The following is a 17,251-nucleotide window of genomic DNA, read 5'->3' as shown; positions in this document are numbered from 1 at the left end:
GGGCATCGGCGATTGCGGCCAGAAGTCGCCCCTCGCTTTCGATCGCCATGTACTGGTCCGTCGGCAAGTCGTGATCGACCAGCACATGCTCGACCCCAAGTCCCATCTTGCCGCATTCCACCAACAGGGCCGTTCCAGCCGGATCGTCACCCACCACGCTCAGCAGGCCGGGTCGCAGCCCCTGTGCTGCCAGCGTCATGGCGATATTCAGCGCCACACCACCCGGCAGCCGGGTAATCCGGCCGGGCTTGTCATTGCCGGCGATCATCGGCAGATCGGTTCGGCCGATGATGTCCCAAAGGACAGAGCCGATGCACAGGATGTCAGGTCTCGGTGTCATGCCTGATCTCTAGGCAAGCCCGGGCCTTGCGTCCACGCCCTTTTCGCGCCCCCTTCATTGTTCCGCAAATATCCCGGGGTCTGGGGCAGCGCCCCAGACGGGGCGACGATCCCTCCCGCCAGGGAGGGTGAGGAGAGCCGTTCCCGGTCCCCGCGCGGGGAAACCTGCTACAAAAGACGGGGCAGGGGGGTTGCGCAGCCAGGAAACCTCGCGTAAACGCGCGCTACTTCACAGGCGGAGGCGGGCCTTCGGGGGAGACATCCCCGTTTCGGTCCACCGGTTGGGTCAGATGACCCTGAACCTCCGCTCAGGCGCAAACCGGAAAGGACAAGGACATGGCGCTTCCCGATTTCTCCATGCGTCAGCTGCTCGAAGCTGGCGTTCACTTTGGTCACCAGACTCAGCGTTGGAACCCGCGGATGGCAGAGTTCATCTACGGCCAGCGCAACGGTATCCACATCATCGACCTGACCCAGACCGCTCCCATGCTGGACGCGGCTCTGCACGCGGTTCGTGAAACCGTGGCCAAGGGCGGTCGCATCCTCTTCGTCGGCACCAAGCGCCAGGCCCAGAAGCCTGTGGCCGAAGCCGCAGAGCGTTGCGCGCAGTACTACATGAACCACCGCTGGCTCGGCGGCACGCTGACCAACTGGAAAACCGTGTCGAACTCGATCAGCCGTCTCAAGCATATCGACGAAGCGATGGAAGGCGGGCTGGAAGGCCTGACCAAGAAAGAGCGTCTCGGCATGGAACGCGATCAGGCCAAGCTTCAGGCTTCGCTCGGCGGCATCCGTGAAATGGGCGGTCTGCCGGACCTGATCTTCGTCATCGACGTCAAGAAAGAAGACCTGGCGATCGCCGAAGCCAACAAGCTCGGCATCCCGGTCGTGGCCGTGGTTGACACCAACTGCTCGCCCGCCGGCGTCGACTACATCATCCCCGGCAACGATGACGCCGCGCGCGCCATCGGCCTTGACTGCGACCTCGTCGCCCGCGCAGCCCTGGACGGCATGACCGCCCAGATGGAAGGCGCCGGCGTCGACCTGGGCGCACTGGAAGAGGGCAACGTGGAAGAGGCGCTGGCCGCCGAAGCCGAAGCCCCCGCCGAGGAAGCCGCAGAGGGCTGATCCCCTCCGTCACGCATCTGACATATGGACCGGCTACTGGCCGGTCCAGACACCGTATGATTTGAAGGAGCAGACCCATGGCAATCACTGCTGCAATGGTCAAGGAACTGCGCGAAGCCACCGCCGCAGGCATGATGGACGCCAAGAAGGCACTGGTCGAAACCAATGGCGATTTTGACGCCGCCGTCGACTGGCTGCGCACCAAGGGCCTGGCGAAAGCCGCCAAGAAATCCGGCCGCGTGGCCGCCGAGGGCCTCGTCGCCGTCGCCGTGAACGGTGGCGTGGGCGTTGCCGTCGAGGTGAACTCGGAAACCGATTTCGTCGCCAAGACCGCCGACGTCCAGAAGATGGTTGGTGCCAGCGCGGGCGCCGCAACCGGCGTGGCCGATCTCGCAGCGCTGGCCGCTGCCGATCTGGGCGGCAAGACCGTCGCTGACACGCTGACCGACAAGATCGCCACCATCGGCGAGAACATGACCCTGCGCCGCATGGCCCGCATCGAGGGCGAAACCGTCGTGACCTACGTGCACAACGCGGCGGCTCCCGACATGGGCAAGATCGGCGTGCTGGTTGCCATGACCGGTGGCGACGAGGCACTCGGCAAGCAGATCGCGATGCACATCGCCGCCGTGAACCCGGCCGCCCTGAACGAGGATGACATGGACCCGGCCGTGGTCGAGAAGGAACGCCAGATCCAGATCGACATCGCGCGTGAATCGGGCAAGCCCGAAGCCGTGATCGAGAAGATGATCGAAGGCCGCATGAAGAAATTCGTGGCCGAGTCGACCCTGCTGAACCAGGCGTTCGTGATCAATCCCGACGTGACCGTCGGTGCCGCCGCAGCGGACGCCGGTGCGACCGTGACCGGTTTCGTCCGCATCGAAGTGGGCGAAGGCATCGAGAAGAAAGAAGAAGACTTCGCAGCCGAGGTTGCGAAGGCCGCCCAGGGCTGATCTCCGGATCAACCGCTGGAAGACGGGCAGAGGTGTTGGGAGGCGCCTCTGCCCGTTTCTTTTTTCACCGGGCTGTTCCCGTGGTACCAAGACCAGGACCACAAAAAAAGCGACACCGCCAGGGACGGGCGGTGCCGCTCTTTCTGGTCTCCCACCGGGCCGGGGTAGGGGATGGCCACTTGGTAGGGTGACCTGCCGCCGATGAAATGCCACCGGCGGCAGTGTCAGAAATAGGACCGTCGAGCAAAACAATGATCCCGACGGCCCGGTGCTCCTGACCGAGCAGAAACCTCAGCCATCACTCACGGAACATATCAAAAGTGACTCATCGGCGGGCATTCGCCTAGTCAGGTTTCCTTTACCTTAGGGCTGATCACGCGCTCGTGATCGCAAATGCCCTCACGACAGGCCGGTTCCGGGTTCGATGATGAAAATTTGGTTCCAAACAGAGGCTTTGCGCACCGCTTGGGCAGTTGTTTCAACGCCAAGCGAGTCGCGGGCACCACGCAGGTGTTTGTCGACAGTCGCCGCCTTGCGGTCCAGCAGAAGGGCGATGTCTTGAACGGACTTGCCGTCGGCGACCAGTTCCAGAACCTCGCGCTGGCGTGGGGTCAGGATACGGCTCTGGCCCGTAGCGGGCAGCTGCGTGATGGCCAGATGTGCCACGTGGTTGATGATCTCGATATCCTCACCGTGCTCGGCCCAGATCTCGTCTACCGCGTTCTGATCGAGCCCCACGCGGGCCGCCAGGCCGATGCCCGCCGCAGCCCGCTTGATCGCCATCGGAAAAGAGATCGTGTAGCCGGCAACCACGCCAAAACGACGATTGAGCTCAAGAACATTGCGTATCCCATTGGAATTGCTGCGTTCAAAGCACTCCGACTGCATGTGCCGCCAGCTGATTGACCCGGTGTTGCGGGAGGCCCAGTTCATCATCGGCGCATCGCGAAAAAGCCCCTTGCTGACATAGGCTTCGACGTAATCCGGTGCGTGATTGGTCAAGACCAAAGCATCATCGGGATCGCCCAGGGAATTGCCTCCCTGAAAACAGGTATAGGCATAGAGCATGCGATCGAAGCCATACTGCGCCATATGTGCCGTGTGGTGTTCCCACAACTCCTCGACGCTGCGCGCCCTTAGATACGGGGACAGAGCCTTCATCTGCCACACCTCGCAATCCTAGACACAATGGCGGAGTGCCACTGTATGGCGTCTCTGTAGGGCCTGACAAAACCATACCTTGGCACCTCGATGCCTTGTTTAGAGTCTGCGCGCATAAAATGTTTCCCAAAACTGGGTTCACTATACGCATCGTGCAAATGGGCTGTCGAGCGCCGATTTCCTTGTAAATCAGGGTGTTGCGCCTGCGCAGGAGGAGAAGGGCGGCAGGTCTCGGACGTCTAAGATCGTCAGGTGCAAGCGGATGGGATCAAGATCAACTACAATGCGCAGCACATTGATATTGCGTGATTTACCGGAGGTGTTGATCAGTTTCAGCGCGCGCGCATTTCATCAATTGGTAACATAATACTGATTATAGGATTAATGGATCGGCTACCCGAGCGCGTAGCCAGCCCCCCTGACGGTCCGGATGGGATCCTCGCTTTGGCCTGCCGATTTCAGTGCTTTGCGAAGCCGCCCTACGTGAACGTCAACGGTCCGGCTGTCGACGTAAATATCTCGTCCCCAGACACGGTCCAGCAGTTGTTCCCGGCTCCAGACGCGGCCCGGACGTTCCATGAAGGCTGTCAGTAACCGAAATTCGGTCGGCCCCAGGCTCAGCGCCTCGCCTGCGCGGTAAACGCGGTGCTCTGCCATGTCGAGCACGATATCCTCGTATTGCAGCTGCTCGCCGACGGTTGCAGGCCTGGTGCGGCGCAACTGCGTGCGCAGGCGCGCCAGGAGTTCGGCCACGGAATACGGCTTGACCACGTAATCATCGGCGCCGGTTTCCAGCCCGCGCACCTTGTCGGTTTCCTCCGAACGGGCCGAAAGCATGATGACCGGGATCTTGTTGGTCTCGACCGAGGCCTTCAGCTGCCGGCAAACCTCGATCCCGGAAACGTTAGGCAGCATCCAGTCCAGAACGATGACATCGGGCGGGGTTTCGCGCACCATCATCAGGGCCTCGTCCCCTGCCCCGGCGGACATCACCAAATAGCCTTCGGCGCGGATGTTGTAGGCAAGAACTTCGCGCTGCGCCGGTTCGTCTTCGACCACAAGGACCAGAGGCTCGCCCGCCATCGGTTATTCCTCCTCGAGACCCAGATCATGCGAGGAGCGATCCGCCTTTTCACGGTCGTCCTCGGGGTATGTGCCGCTGACAAGATAAATGACCTGCTCGGCGATGGTTGTAACGTGATCGCCCATGCGCTCGATGTTCTTGGCCATGAAATGCAGGTGCATGCAGGGCGTGATGTTGCGCGGATCCTCCATCATGAAGGTCAGGTATTCGCGAAACAGCGCTGAATACATCTGGTCTACTTCCACGTCGCGGTCGCGAATATCCGCAGCCAGATCGGCATCGCGCTGGATGTAAGCGTCGAGCGCGTCCTTCAGCATCAGTTCGACTTGCCGCGACATACGACGGAGCCCCGACAGCGAGCCCGGGATCTGCTGCATCTGCATGACGACCCCTGCCCGGTTGGCCATGTTCTTGGCGTAGTCGCCGATACGTTCAAGGCTCGCAGACAGGCGGAAGACCGTTAGGACGGTCCGAAGGTCGCCCGCCGTGGGCTGGCGCAGCGCGAGGATCAGGGCGGCCTCCTGGTTTACCTTTTCCTCCAGCGCGTCGATGGCCTTGTCGGCCTGGCGCACCTTCAGTGCCAGTTCCTCGTCGCGGGTTTCCAGCGCGGTGACCGCCCCCGAGATCGCCTCTTCGACAAGCCCGCCCATCTTCATGATCATGGCCTGGATTCCCTCCAGGTCGCGGTCAAAGGCGGCAACGATATGTTCTTTTCTTTCCATGTGTTACTGCCCTTAGCTCAACCGATCCGGCCGGTGATGTAGGATTCCGTCCGCGGGTCGCGCGGGTTGGTGAAGATCTGGCTCGTGTCGCCGAATTCGACGAGATTTCCCAGGTGGAAGAAGGCCGTCTTCTGGCTGACGCACGCCGCCTGCTGCATCGAGTGGGTCACGATCACGACCGAGAAGCGTTCGCGCAATTCGTCGATCAGTTCCTCGACCTGCGCCGTGGCGATCGGGTCGAGCGCGGAACAGGGTTCATCCATCAGCAGAACCTCGGGGCTGGTGGCAACGGCACGCGCGATGCACAGGCGCTGCTGCTGGCCGCCGGACAGCCCGGTGCCCGGCTTGTCGAGCCGGTCTTTCACCTCATCCCAAAGCGCCGCACGACGCAGGGATTTCTCAACGATTTCATCAAGTTCCGCCTTGTTGCGGGCCAACCCGTGAATGCGCGGGCCGTAAGCCACGTTGTCAAAGATCGACTTTGGGAACGGGTTGGGTTTCTGGAACACCATGCCCACCTTGGCGCGCAGCTGCACCGGGTCGACCTTGGCGTCGTAGATGTCTTCCCCATCGAGCAGGATGTCACCGGTCACGCGGCAGATGTCGATCGTGTCGTTCATCCGGTTCAGGCAGCGCAGGAAGGTGGATTTCCCGCATCCCGAAGGGCCAATGAAGGCCGTCACGGTCTTGTCGAGGATATTGACGTCCACGTTCTTGATGGCGTGCGTGTCGCCATAGAACACGTCCACCCCGGTGGCGGCGATTTTCAGCTCTTTGTTGTCCACGGCGCGATCCACCATTCTCATATCGTTCATTTCATTCATCCCCTGCCCTTACCAGCGACGCTCGAAGCGCCGGCGCAGGATCACGGCCATTGCGTTCATGAAGACCAGGAACAGCAAGAGCACGATGGTAGCGCCCGAGGCCCGTTCCACGAAAGCCGGATCGGCGCGCTGTGTCCAGTTGTAGACCTGAACGGGCAGCGCCGAGGCCGGGTCGAAAAAGCCCTCCGGGGGGCCCGCGGGAAACTCGCGCACGAAAGCCACCATGCCGATCAGGAGCAAGGGCGCGGTTTCACCAAGCGCCTGTGCAAGGCCAATGATGGTGCCGGTCAGGATACCGGGCGCGGCCAGCGGCAGCACGTGGTGGAAGACCGACTGCATCTTGGAGGCGCCAAGCCCGAGCGCCGCATCCCGGATCGAGGGCGGAACCGCGCGCAGGGACGCGCGGGTTGCAATGATGATCGTGGGCAGCGTCATCAGCGTCAGCACAAGGCCACCGACGATGGGGGCCGACTGTGGCAGGCCAGCGAAGTTGATGAAAATCGCAAGGCCAAGGATCCCGAAGACGATCGAGGGCACGGCGGCGAGGTTCGAGATATTGACCTCGATTGCATCGGTAAATCGGTTCTTGGGGGCGAATTCTTCAAGATAGATCGAGGCCGCAACACCAATGGGCAATGCCAGCACCAGAACCACGATCATCATGTAGAACGAGCCCAGGATCGCGATACCCAGCCCGGCCGCTTCGGGCCGCTGGTCAGAGGCGTCGGGCCCTGTGATGAAGGCCCAGTTGAAGCGGGTCTCGATGATCCCCGCCTCGGCCATACGCTCGGCCAGCATCAGCTGTGCGGGGCTGACATTGCTGTCACGCTCGGCGCTTTCGAGGGTGACACGGCCCTTGAAGAAGCCGTCGATCCTGCCACCGGCCAACATTTCCAGCGTCACGGTCTGGCCCACCATTTCAGGGTTGGCCAAGACCATGGCCCGCACCTGTGCAGGCGCTTCCTGGCTGATCATGGCCATCAGCGCCCGGGGATCGACACCTTCCATCGATATCCCCTGCTCTTGCAGGTGTGTGTAGAGCGCCTGACCCAACAGGGGCGCGTAGCCGAAAGTCGTGACGCGGGCCATTTCTTCGGGGTCGCGGTTGCCCGCAGGGTCCAGGCGCTGCTCGGCCAGTTCCACCGGAATGGTGATATAGGTCTGGCGGAAAGCGCTCATCCCGTTGCCCAGGATCGAGGTCACCAGCAGGATCAGCGCCAGCACGCCGACCCCGATGGCTGCAATTCCGTAAGCGCGGAACCGGGCCTCGGCGCGGTTGCGCTTCTTGGTGCGCGCGTCGGTGGCGTAAAGCGAGCTATTGGCCGGCACGGGTGCGGTTGCGTCGCTCATTCGTACTGCTCCCGGTATTTGCGCACGATGTAGAGCGCGAGGATGTTGAGCCCGAGGGTGATGGCAAAAAGCGTCAGGCCAAGGGCGAAGGCCACCAGCGCCTCGGGGCTGGAAAAGTCGGTATCGCCGGTCAGCTGGCCCACGATCTTGACGGTCACGGTGGTCATCGCCTCGAAGGGGTTGAGGCTCAGCCGGGCCGCGGCCCCTGCCCCAAGCACCACGATCATGGTTTCCCCGATTCCGCGAGAGGTGGCCAGCAGAACGGCCCCCACGATGCCCGGCAGGGCGGCGGGCAGGATCACCTGCTTGACCGTCTCGGACTTGGTCGCTCCAAGTCCGAAGCTGCCATCGCGCAGGCTTTGCGGAACGGCGTTGATGATGTCATCGCTGAGCGATGACACGAAGGGGATGAGCATGATGCCCATGACAAGGCCCGCCGTCATCACCGAGGACGACGAGCTGCCCAGACCAAGCGGCGCGGCGAAGTAATCGCGCAGCATCGGGCCCACGGTGATGAGAGCGAAGAGACCGTAGACGATGGTTGGAATGCCGGCGAGGATCTCGATCATCGGCTTGGCAATGCCGCGCACACGCGGGCTGGCATATTCGGCAAGGTAAATGGCCGAGAAAAGACCGACGGGCACCGACACCACCAGCGCGATGAAGGTGATGTAGAGCGTGCCCCACAGAAGCGGCAGAAGGCCCAGATGCGAGCCGCCCTCGAAGGACGGAATCCATTCGAGGCCGAAGAAGAAATCCTGCCAGGGGTAGAGGTGGAAGAAATCGCGCGTCTCCACAATCATCGACAGAACGATGCCCACGGTGGTCAGGATCGCGATGGTCGAGGCCAGGATCAGGATCGCCAGAACCGCGCGTTCCACGGTGTTCCGGGCGCGGAAATCCTTGTGGGTGCGGCTATAGGCATAGCCAAGGCCAAGCGCGGCCAGCAGCAGCACCACGCCCGTCATGGCGAAGGCACCGGTTGTCTGAAGCTCGCGATAGCGCAGCGCGGCGGCCAGCACGGCAGGCGTCACGTCCTGGCCAAGCGCCACGCCGATCCCGCCCAGGACCTCGCGGATGTTCGTGGCCTCGGCGTCCATCGTGCCAAGCGCGCTTTCGCTCAGCACGCCTTGGGCCAAGGCCAGGTCGAAGCCATTGGCCACGCGTTCCACATCGGTCATGATCAGGCTCAGCTGGCCCTGGTCCGAGAAATCGACCGTGGGGATCATTGCCGTCACCTGCCGCTGGATCAGCGCCGGTTGCACCAGCATCCAGACCACCAGCACCAGAAGCGCGGGCACGACCGCGGACAGAAAGACGTTCATCCCGTAGTAATTCGGCAAAGAATGCAGAAGACGCATATCGCCACCGGCGCTGCTCAGGGCGCGGTGGCGGCCGATCACGTAGCCGACGCTGCCCAGAAGCAGAACGGCGATGACGATCCAGAGAAGAGGCATGTCGGTCTTTCTTGTCCCGGCGGGAAGTTGCGGGGGCGCACCTATCGACCGCCCCCGCCTGTCGTCAAGTGGGGGTCTTTACTGACCCATGGTCACGCGCTCGGCGACGATGCGCTGAGTCTCGGCCAGTTCCGGGTCGGACACGAGGCCGTAGGCTGCCAGCGGGCCGAACGGACCGGCGATATCGTCGGAGACGAAGAAGCTTGCGTATTCCTGCAGGCCGGGGATCACGTCCAGATGGGCTGCCTTGATGTAGAAGAACAGCGGACGCGACACCGGGTATTCGCCCGAGGCGATCGAGTCGACCGAGGGAACAACGCCGTTCATGGTGGCCACTTGCAGAACGGAGGTGTTGTTCTGGTAGAAGCTCAGGCCGAACACGCCAATGCCTTCGGGGTTGGCGGTGATGCGGGCCAGCGTTTCGGTGTAGTCGCCGTCGATGTCGACCGACACGCCGTCGCCGCGGATCGCCATGCAGGCCTCTTCGGCTGCGTCTTCGTCGCCGCCGTTGATTTCCATGATGGCGGCCATTGCGCCGGTGTCTTCACAGCCTTGCAGGATCACGCGCTCGTCGAAGACTTCGCGGGTGCCGTGACGGGTGCCGGGGATGAAGGCGGCGATGGCCTGGGCGGGGAACGCGTCGTTCACCTGGTCCCAGGTGGTGTTCGGGTTGGCAACCATTGCGCCATCCACGGGAAGTTCGGCGGCCAGCGCCAGGTACCAGTCTGCCGGCGTGAACTCGAAGGAGTTGCCGTTGATGTCCGAGGCAAAGACGATCCCGTCATAGCCGATACGAACCTCGATGATGTCGGTCACGCCGTTGGCCGCGCAGGTCTCGATTTCCGAGGCGCGGATGGGACGCGATGCATTGGCGATGTCGGTGGTGTTCTCGCCAACGCCTTCGCAGAAACGGCGCAGGCCGGTCGAGGACCCGCCGGATTCGACCACCGGGGTCGGGAAGTCGAAGTTCTCGCCAAAGGCTTCGGCAACGATGGTGGCGTAGGGCAGAACGGTCGAAGACCCGGCGATCTGCACGTTTTCGCGGCCCTGGGCAGCGGCGGAGGTTGCGGAAACGGCGGCCAGCGCGAGGGCGGACACGGTCAGCTTTGCGAAAGACATGGTGGATTTCTCCGTTGGTTTTACCAATTGGAACACGACCGGTGTCGCGCTCTCAGGGGGTCGTCTATGTGTCCTCGGCAATGCTTTTGTGACAGCTGCGTAACGGTTTTATGACAGCGCCATCGGACCACCCTTGGCCCCGCGCAGAAAAGGCATGGTTTCCAAGTGTTTATGATTTGCAGCGTCGAAAAGAGTGTTTTTTACGGGCTGATACCTTCACGATTTTATCAGTCGTTCGGCCAGCTAGTCGGCCTATCAGCCACATGATTCCCGACTTCCAAGCCCGCTGATTCCCTTGCGTCGGCGCTCGATCACGGCCAAAACCGCGTCCGAACGACGGGACAAAGGGGCCGATCATGGGCAGTTTCGAACGCTATCTGACGCTGTGGGTGGCCTTGGCGATGGTCGGTGGCATCGCGCTTGGCTTCCTGGCCCCGTCGCTTGTCTTTGCCATCTCGGTGGCCGAGGTCGCTTCGGTCAACCTCGTGGTGGCGGTGCTGATCTGGGCGATGGTCTACCCGATGATGGTGGGCGTCGATCCCGGCTCGCTTCGCAACGTGGCCCGTCAGCCTGCGGGGCTAATCATCACGCTGGTCGTCAACTGGCTTATCAAGCCCTTTACCATGGCGCTGCTGGCGGTCCTCTTCTTCGATCACGTCTTCGCCCCCTGGATCGACCCCGAGGATGCCAGCCAGTATATCGCCGGGCTGATCCTGCTTGGCGCCGCACCCTGCACGGCGATGGTCTTCGTCTGGTCGCAACTGACCAAGGGGGATGAAACTTACACGCTGGTTCAGGTCAGCGTGAACGATGTGATCATGGTCTTTGCCTTTGCGCCCATCGTGGCGGTTCTTCTGGGGGTCACGGATATCGAGGTTCCCTGGCAGACACTGGTGCTTTCCGTTGTGCTTTACGTCGTGCTGCCCCTGGCGGCGGGGTTGATCACGCGGGCGCGGCTTGGATCACCTGCCGCGATCGAGCTTTTCAAGGAACAGGTAAAGCCCTGGTCGGTGATGGGGCTGATCGTGACGGTGATGATCCTTTTCGCCCTGCAGGGGCAGACGATCCTCGACCGGCCCATGGTGATCGCGCTCATCGCCGTGCCGATCCTGTTGCAAAGCTCCGGCATCTTCGCGCTGGCCTATGGCGCGGCCTACCTGATGAAGGTGCCCCATCGGGTTGCGGCCCCCTGCGCCATGATCGGCACCTCGAATTTCTTCGAACTGGCCGTAGCCGTGGCGATCAGCCTCTTCGGCCTGCAATCGGGCGCTGCCCTGGCCACGGTGGTGGGGGTTCTGGTCGAGGTGCCGGTGATGCTGTCGCTGGTGGCTTTCGCCAACCGCACAAGGGCCCGCTTCGGCTGAACCTATTTCGGCAGCACCACCGTGAAGGTGCTGCCCTTGCCCTTTTCGGACCTGATGCGCAGCCGCCCCCGGTGGCGATTCACGATATGCTTGACGATGGCAAGCCCCAGCCCGGTGCCCCCCATTTCGCGGCTGCGATGGGAATCCACACGGTAGAAACGTTCGGTCAGGCGCGGCAGGTGCAACGGGTCGATCCCCTCGCCCCGGTCAACGACCATTGCCCGCACCACGGGTCCGCGCATCGAGCCCCTGCCCTCGCCGGTTTCCAGCCGCACCGTCACAGCGCGCCCGGGCCCACCGTATTTCAGCGCGTTCTCGGTCAGGTTCGTGAACACCTGGGTCAACTGATCGCGGTCGCCCCGGATCAGGTAGTCGCCCTCGTCAGCCTCCAGCGTCATCTGGCTGCCCTGTTCCTCGGCCTGCGGGCGCAGGGTGGTCAGCACGCCCGAGATCACGTCGCGCAGGTTCACTTCACCCGCCGGGCGCACACGCTCTTCCGATTCCACGCGGCTGAGCGACAGGAGATCCCCCACGAGCCGGTTCATCCGCAGGGCCTGTTCTTCCATGATCCCAAGAAACCGGTCACGCGCCTCGGAATCTTCGCGCGCGGGGCCGCGCAGGGTTTCAATGAAGCCCAGAACCGCCGTCAGCGGAGAGCGCAGCTCATGGCTTACATTGGCCACGAAATCCCGCCGCATCTCTTCTGCTTCGCGAAGATGGGTAATGTCGGTGAAATGCAAAAGCGCCCCGGGCGTGCCCGTGTCCTGCGCCGCCATCGGGGTGATGAGCACACGAAAAAGCGTCTCGCCAGTCTGATCATCGCGGGAATAGCGGGTCTCGGATGCGCCCGCCCCGCGCAAGACCGACTCCAGCGCGTCCAGAAGCGCGGGCTGGCGGAAGGCGGTGGCATAGCTGCGCCCGTCGATCCAGGCCCCGAACAAGGCCTCGGCCGCTGCATTGACCGAGGCAACCACCCCATCTGCCGACACGAAGAGCATCGGGTCGGGCACAGCGGAAAGTGCGGCGATCAGGGTGTTGCGGGCCATCACGATCCTTTCGGGCGGGGCGAGGGACGGTGACGCCCCCTACCCCGTCCGGGGACGATTCGCCAACAGCGGGCGCTCAGACCGCGCGTGCGGCCGCCGCGCAACCGGCAGCGAAATCGGCCTTCAGGATCTCGATATCCTCGATGCCAACGGAGACGCGGAAAAAGCCCTCGGTGATCCCGATCGACTCGCGCGCGGCCACCGGAACCAACCGGTGCGACGAGGTGGCCGAATGGCTGACCGTGGTGCCCACATCGCCAAGCGTGGGGGCGAAGGCCATGTCGGGCATGGCCCGGATCATGGCATTCGCGGCGGCACGTCCGCCCTCGATCTCGAAACTGACCATGTTGCCGAACTGGCCCTGCAGCAGATGCGCGGCGCGGGCATGATCGGGGTGATCGGCGCGGCCCGGGTAGACCACCCGCTTCACCCCCGGCAGCGTGGCAAGGTAATCGGCCAGCAGCGCGGCATTCTCCTGCGATTTCGCGTAGCGCAGGTCGAATGTGTAGATCCCGCGCTCAGCCAGCCAGCAGTCATGCGGGGAGGGCGTCGCGCCCATGGTGATCCAGAAAACCTTCATCTTCTCGGTCAGTGCAGGGTCTTTCGCCGAGACATAGCCAAGCGTCACATCGGCGTGCCCGGCCAGAAGCTTCGTCACCGAATGGATGACGATATCGGCGCCGTGGTCATAGGGCCGGTAGGCCGTTGGCGTGGTAAAGGTGTTGTCGACCGCCAGCAGGATACCCTTCTCGGCACAGAGCGCGGCGATGCCTTCCATATCGGCGATGGCAAGCGTGGGGTTTGCCATGACCTCGACAAGGATCATCTTCGTTTCCGGCCGGATCACGGCGGCGACCTTTGCGACATCGCCGGTATCGACCAGCGTCGTTTCAATACCGAAGCGCGGCAGATCCTGCGTCATCATCCGGAGCGAGCGACCATAAAGCTGATCGCCCCCGATCACATGGTCGCCCTGGCTGAGTAGCCCCATCAGCGCGGTTCCCACGGCAGCCATGCCCGAGGCACAGATGATCCCCCCCTGCCCGCCTTCCAGCATGTCGATCTTGGCGGCCAGCAGATCCGCATTCGGGTGCCCTTCGCGGCTGTAGGTATAGCCGTGTTCCTTGCCTTCGTACTGGCCTTCCAGCTGGTCGGGGCTTTCCGAGGAATAGACCACCGAGGGCTGGATCGGCGTCACCACCGGACGGCTCACGCCGGGTTGCAGCGGCATGCGGCGGACGAGAGTCTTGGGCAGGTTGGACCCGTCGGTCATGGGACACCTATTCGAATGATTGGAAGCAAGGCTGACCTAAATTGATCCCACAAGAAAGGTCAAGCTCGACGCTGAGGCCGGGCCTTCCATTTGCTTCGGATTTTAGGTCAGCTTTGCTTACGCTCGTGTCGTGCCATCGCCCGTGACGAGGTATTTGAACGACGTCAGTTGTTCCGCCCCGACCGGCCCACGCGCATGCATTTTGCCGGTGGCGATCCCGATCTCGCCCCCCATGCCGAACTCGCCGCCATCTGCGAACTGGGTCGAGGCATTGCGCATCAGGATCGCGCTGTCGAGCCGCTGGAAGAAGCGGCCCGCTGCCTCGTCATCCTCGGTGATGATGCTCTCGGTATGGCTCGACCCGTAGCGCCGGATATGGGCGATGGCCGCGTCGATGTCATCGACCACCTTCGCAGCGATGATCATGTCGAGGAATTCCTTGCCGTAGTCGTCGGCATTCGCTGCCGTCACGCCTTCGATGGCTTGCAGGGTTTCGTCTCCGCGCACCTCGACACCCGCATCCAGCAGCGCGCGCACCACGCCCTGCCCGATCGTGTCCAGCACATCGCGATGGATGAGCAGGCATTCCGCAGCGCCGCAAATGCCTGTCCGCCGGGTCTTGGCGTTCAGAACCACGTCGAGCGCCTTTACCGGATCGGCCGCCTTGTCCACATAGACATGGCAGATGCCTTCGAGATGGGCAAAGACCGGCACCCGCGCCTCGCGCTGGACAAGCCCCACCAGCCCCTTGCCGCCGCGCGGCACGATGACATCGACCGTGTCGGTCATGGTCAGAAGCTCCTTCACCGCCGCCCGGTCGCGCGTGGGCACCAGTTGCACCGCATTCTCGGGCAGGCCAGCGGCGCGCAGCCCGTCCTTGAGGCACTCGGTCAGAAGGCCCGAGCTATGGAAACTTTCCGAGCCCCCGCGCAGGATCACCGCGTTGCCGGATTTCAGGCAAAGCGCGCCTGCATCCGCCGTCACGTTGGGACGGCTTTCGTAGATGACGCCAATGACGCCAAGCGGCGTGCGCACGCGCTGGATGTGAAGGCCCGAGGGCATGTCCCATTCCGCGATCACCGCACCCACGGGGTCTCCCTGGCCAGCAACTGAGCGCAGGCCCTTCACGATCCCCTCGATCCGGTCCTCGTCCAGCATCAGCCGGTCGAGCATCGCCGCAGACAGGCCCTTGTCGCGCCCGAAGGCCATGTCCTTTTCATTGGCTGCAATGATCTCGGCCCGCCGCGCCCAGACTGCATCGGCGGCAGCCGCCAGTGCCCGCGCCTTCTGCTCGGCTGGTGCAAAGGCCAGCTCCGCCGCGGCCGCTTTCGCGCGGGCACCCATCTCGGCCATCAGGGCGGGGATGTTGGAGTGGTCAGTCATGTCAGCCTCCGTTGAGGGGGTGGTTACGAGTATTTTTACCAGGAAGAAGGGTCAAAGGGCCATGTCATCGCGGTGGATGAGCGCCGCGCGCCCCGGGTAGCCGAGGATCTGTTCGATCTCGGCCGATTGGTGGCCCGCGATGGCCGCAGCCTCGTCCGAGGTGTAGCGGATGAGCCCAAGGCCAAGCCGCGCCCCATCAGGGCCCTCCACGGCGACGGGGTCGCCGCGCAGGAAACGGCCTTCGACCCGCGTGACACCCGCCGGCAGCAGCGACTTGCCCCGCCCAAGCGCCGCGACGGCGCCTGCATCGAGCCGCACGGCCCCCTTGGGCTTCATCGCCGCGATCCAGTGCTTTCGCGCGGTCTGCGGATCCTCGGTGGCGGTAAACCAAGTGGCGTTCGCACCTTTTTCCAGCGCTTCCAACGGGTTGAGAACCGAACCTTCCGTAATCGCCATGGCGCAGCCTGCCGCAGTCGCGGTGCGCGCGGCCATCAGTTTCGTCTTCATGCCCCCCTTGGAGAGGCCAGACCCGGCATCGCCCGCCATCGCCTCGATCTCGGGCGTGATCGCGGGGATCACCTCGTAGCGCGTGGCGGCTGAATCCTCCTTGGGATTGCCCGAATAGAACCCGTCCACGTCCGACAGCAGCACAAGCTGGTCGGCGGCCACCATCGCGGCCATGTTGGCGGCCAGACGGTCGTTGTCGCCATAGCGGATTTCATCGGTGGCGATGGTGTCGTTTTCGTTCACGATCGGCAGCACGCCAAGCCCCAGAAGCGTGGCCATGGTGTTGCGGGTATTGAGGTAACGGCGGCGGTCGGCGCGGTCTTCCCGCGGCACCAGGATCTGGGCGGTGGAAATGCCGTGGGGGGCCATCGCCTCTTCATAGGCGCGGGCAAGGCGGATCTGCCCCACGGCAGCGGCGGCCTGTGCCTGTTCGAGCGCAAGAACCCCCTGCCCCAATCCAAGGACGGAACGGCCAAGGGCAATCGAGCCCGATGAGACCAGCACCACGTCGACGCCGCGCGCCTTGATGCGCGCCACATCAGCCGCCAGGGAGCGCAGCCAGTCCGAGCGCAGCGCGCCCGTATCGCGGTCCACCAAGAGCGCCGAGCCGATCTTGACCACCAGCCTGCGGGCATCGGCGAGGCTTACGGTTCCCATTTCTTGAGGGCCTCCGCGCCCTTCGCCTCGCGCAAACGCTTGGCGTCAATCTTCGAGCGCAGCGCGCGCAGAACATCGGTCACGCCCATCTTGGCAACGCCAGACATGGTCATGACCGGGCCTGCAACGGCCTCCAGCGCGGCCTTGCGCTCGGCCAGGTCCTCATCGCTCAAGGCATCGACCTTGTTGAGAACGGTAATCCGCGGCTTGTCGGCCAGCCCCGCGCCGTATTCCTCGACCTCGGTAATGATGGTCTGCCAGTCAGCGGCCACGTCCTCCGACGTGCCATCGACGAGGTGCAGCAGCACGGCGCAACGCTCGACATGACCCAGGAACAGGTCGCCCAGACCCCGCCCCTCATGCGCGCCCTCGATCAGGCCGGGGATGTCGGCCACCACGAATTCCACCCCGTCGACACCGACAACCCCAAGGTTGGGATGCAGAGTGGTAAAGGGGTAGTCGGCAATCTTGGGCCGCGCGTTGGAGGTTGCCGCAAGGAAGGTCGACTTTCCCGCGTTGGGCAGGCCCAGAAGGCCCACATCGGCGATGAGCTTCAGCCGCAGCCAGATCGTGCGGTCGATCCCCGGCTGGCCGGAATTGGCGCGGCGCGGCGCCTGGTTGGTCGCCGACTTGAAATGAAGGTTGCCGAAGCCGCCATTACCCCCCTTGGCCAGAACGACCCGCTGGCCCAGTTCGGCAAGATCCGCGATCACGGTTTCCTCGTCCTCATCGAGGATCTCGGTGCCCACGGGCACGCGCAGCACGATGTCGTCGCCATCCTGGCCCGTGCGCTGGTTTCCCATGCCCTGCTGGCCGTTCTTGGCGAAAAAATGCTGCTGGTAGCGGAAATCGATGAGCGTGTTCAGCCCCTCGACGGTTTCGAC

Annotated in this window: 16 protein-coding genes; 3 read left to right on the top strand and 13 right to left on the bottom strand. The window is 63.4% G+C overall.

All coding sequences use genetic code 11. The features are described 5' to 3' along the window. A partial coding sequence (locus ACEQXV_RS13460; RefSeq protein ID WP_370269641.1) for a PfkB family carbohydrate kinase occupies window positions 1-340 on the bottom strand: 340 nt, incomplete at its 3' end. A 335-nt stretch (window positions 341-675) separates the two neighbouring features. On the opposite strand from ACEQXV_RS13460, the gene rpsB reads away from it, so the two are divergent. Beyond that, window positions 676-1,467: a 30S ribosomal protein S2 gene (gene rpsB, locus ACEQXV_RS13455; protein WP_370269640.1), complete on the top strand. Its 792-nt coding sequence runs from the start codon at window positions 676-678 to the stop codon at window positions 1,465-1,467. A gap of 77 nt (window positions 1,468-1,544) precedes the next feature. Continuing rightward, the gene (tsf, locus tag ACEQXV_RS13450; RefSeq protein WP_370269639.1) at window positions 1,545-2,420 is read left to right on the top strand and encodes a translation elongation factor Ts; all 876 of its coding nucleotides are present in this window, start codon (window positions 1,545-1,547) and stop codon (window positions 2,418-2,420) included. 399 nt (window positions 2,421-2,819) lie between these two features. On the opposite strand, the gene ACEQXV_RS13445 is transcribed toward tsf, so the two are convergent. From ACEQXV_RS13445 to ACEQXV_RS13415, 7 genes are all read right to left on the bottom strand, one after another. Further along, the gene (locus ACEQXV_RS13445; RefSeq protein ID WP_370269638.1) at window positions 2,820-3,581 is read right to left on the bottom strand and encodes an autoinducer binding domain-containing protein; all 762 of its coding nucleotides are present in this window, start codon (window positions 3,579-3,581) and stop codon (window positions 2,820-2,822) included. Between the two features lie 393 nt (window positions 3,582-3,974). After that, window positions 3,975-4,664, bottom strand: a complete 690-nt coding sequence (gene phoB, locus ACEQXV_RS13440; protein WP_370269636.1) for a phosphate regulon transcriptional regulator PhoB — start codon at window positions 4,662-4,664, stop codon at window positions 3,975-3,977. Between the two features lie 3 nt (window positions 4,665-4,667). Beyond that, window positions 4,668-5,387, bottom strand: coding sequence for a phosphate signaling complex protein PhoU (phoU, locus tag ACEQXV_RS13435; RefSeq protein WP_370269635.1), 720 nt, complete (start codon window positions 5,385-5,387; stop codon window positions 4,668-4,670). Between the two features lie 17 nt (window positions 5,388-5,404). Then, entirely contained in the window at window positions 5,405-6,202 is a 798-nt protein-coding gene (gene pstB, locus ACEQXV_RS13430; protein WP_370269634.1) for a phosphate ABC transporter ATP-binding protein PstB, read from the bottom strand. 18 nt (window positions 6,203-6,220) lie between these two features. Beyond that, window positions 6,221-7,561 carry a phosphate ABC transporter permease PstA gene (gene pstA, locus ACEQXV_RS13425; protein ID WP_370252613.1) on the bottom strand — a complete coding sequence of 447 codons (1,341 nt, stop codon included), beginning with the start codon at window positions 7,559-7,561 and terminating at the stop codon, window positions 6,221-6,223. Continuing rightward, complete coding sequence (gene pstC, locus ACEQXV_RS13420) at window positions 7,558-9,018, bottom strand: phosphate ABC transporter permease subunit PstC (protein WP_370269632.1); 1,461 nt, start codon at window positions 9,016-9,018, stop codon at window positions 7,558-7,560. Before pstC ends, pstA begins: the two co-directional genes overlap by 4 nt. A gap of 78 nt (window positions 9,019-9,096) precedes the next feature. Continuing rightward, entirely contained in the window at window positions 9,097-10,137 is a 1,041-nt protein-coding gene (locus ACEQXV_RS13415; protein ID WP_370253829.1) for a substrate-binding domain-containing protein, read from the bottom strand. A gap of 356 nt (window positions 10,138-10,493) precedes the next feature. Here ACEQXV_RS13415 and arsB point away from each other — a divergent pair, with 356 nt between their 5' ends. Then, entirely contained in the window at window positions 10,494-11,501 is a 1,008-nt protein-coding gene (gene arsB, locus ACEQXV_RS13410) for an ACR3 family arsenite efflux transporter (RefSeq protein ID WP_370269631.1), read from the top strand. Window positions 11,502-11,503: 2 nt separating this feature from the next. Here arsB and ACEQXV_RS13405 read toward each other — a convergent pair whose 3' ends face one another. From ACEQXV_RS13405 to obgE, 5 genes are all read right to left on the bottom strand, one after another. Continuing rightward, the gene (locus tag ACEQXV_RS13405) at window positions 11,504-12,547 is read right to left on the bottom strand and encodes an ATP-binding protein (protein WP_370253831.1); all 1,044 of its coding nucleotides are present in this window, start codon (window positions 12,545-12,547) and stop codon (window positions 11,504-11,506) included. 76 nt (window positions 12,548-12,623) lie between these two features. After that, complete coding sequence (locus tag ACEQXV_RS13400) at window positions 12,624-13,820, bottom strand: PLP-dependent aspartate aminotransferase family protein (RefSeq protein ID WP_370269630.1); 1,197 nt, start codon at window positions 13,818-13,820, stop codon at window positions 12,624-12,626. Window positions 13,821-13,937: 117 nt separating this feature from the next. Next, window positions 13,938-15,203, bottom strand: coding sequence for a glutamate-5-semialdehyde dehydrogenase (locus tag ACEQXV_RS13395; protein ID WP_370269628.1), 1,266 nt, complete (start codon window positions 15,201-15,203; stop codon window positions 13,938-13,940). A 51-nt stretch (window positions 15,204-15,254) separates the two neighbouring features. Further along, on the bottom strand, window positions 15,255-16,367 hold the full coding sequence (proB, locus tag ACEQXV_RS13390; RefSeq protein WP_370269627.1) for a glutamate 5-kinase: 1,113 nt from the start codon (window positions 16,365-16,367) through the stop codon (window positions 15,255-15,257). Continuing rightward, on the bottom strand, window positions 16,355-17,251 hold an 897-nt coding region (gene obgE / locus ACEQXV_RS13385; protein WP_370269626.1), incomplete at its 5' end, for a GTPase ObgE. The genes proB and obgE, both read right to left, overlap by 13 nt.

Origin of the sequence: Nioella sp. (genome assembly GCF_964229645.1) — a bacterium.
In the GTDB taxonomy this organism is placed as follows: Bacteria; Pseudomonadota; Alphaproteobacteria; order Rhodobacterales; family Rhodobacteraceae; genus Nioella.
The sequence above is the reverse complement of the archived record's forward strand: the minus strand, read 5'-3'. Positions and strand labels throughout refer to the sequence as shown.